This window comes from Micromonospora sp. LOL_014 (assembly GCF_048060245.1).
Lineage (GTDB): Bacteria > Actinomycetota > Actinomycetes > Mycobacteriales > Micromonosporaceae > Micromonospora_E.
On sequence record NZ_JBHMIP010000096.1, the window covers coordinates 1 to 1,045 of the forward strand.

At 66.1% G+C, this 1,045-nt stretch carries 1 protein-coding gene; it reads right to left on the minus strand.

The annotated features are described in order from the left end of the window. On the minus strand, positions 1–788 hold a 788-nt coding region (locus tag ACFHW1_RS28775; RefSeq protein WP_416616724.1), incomplete at its 3' end, for a helix-turn-helix domain-containing protein. Between the last annotated feature and the right edge of the window lie 257 nt (positions 789–1,045).

A 1,045-nucleotide genomic window follows, 5' to 3' on the forward strand; every position in this document is an offset into this window, starting at 1 on the left:
GGGCCGAGTGCGGCGGCGGTGAGTCGTTCCCAGAGCCGAGTGTATGCCCGGACCGCCTCGGGGCCGTCGAGGTAGTCGGCGTCGGTGAGGGTCTCCAGGTAGACGACTTCGGACGCCGTCTCTTCGCCGAAGCGCAGGATGATGAAGTTGTACGACGAGGTCTCGTAGGTGGGGGCGTCGAACGGGAACACCTGGATCGTCACGTTGGGGCGGTTTGCCAGTGACGCGAGGTGGGTGAGCTGCTGGTGCATGGTGGGCGGGTCGCCGAGGGTGCGGCGGAGCGCTGACTCGCTGAGGATCAGGTGGAGGTGGGCTCCGTCGGGCTGGTCGATGACCTTCTGTCGTTCGAGTCGTACGGAGATCTGTCGTTCGAGGTCGTTGGTGTGGGTGCGTTGGTTGAGGGCGCGGATGTAGGGCTCGGTCTGGAGGATGCCGGGGATGACCTCGGGCTGGTACCAGCGGATGTGGGTGGCGTCTGCTTCGAGGTCGAGGTATTGGCGGAACCAGTCGGGGATGACGTTGCGGTAGCCGCTCCATCGGCCACGTTGGCGGCCGGCGCGTGCGAGGTCTCGGAGGGGTTCGGCGTCGGCGCGGGTGACGCCGTAGAAGTCGAGGAGCAGGGTGAGGTCGGTTTGGCGGATGCCGGACTGGCCGAGTTCGAGTCGGCTGATCTTGCTGGCTGAGGAGTCGATGATCCTGGCGGCGTCGTCCTGGGTCTTGCCGGCGGCTTCGCGGGCGCGTTTGAGGGCGTTGCCGAGGCGTCGGCGTTGGATCGTCGGGTTGACCATGGTGGTGAGTATCTGACGGCTGTCCTGGTGGGTGTGGGACGTGCCGGGTGGGTTCCCAAAGTGTGTCCTCACACGTACCATCGTTTTTGGACTTGCAAATTAGTAGTGCGGTTCGGGTTTGCGGGAGGTCGTGTGTCTGGGCGTGTCACGTACGGCTCGTACCTGGTGGCGGTGGCGATGACGCTGGCTCGCCGGCATCGGCCGGTGTGGTCCTGGTCCAGGTGGCGGCGGATCTGCCGGTGCGGGTCGGTGCTGCC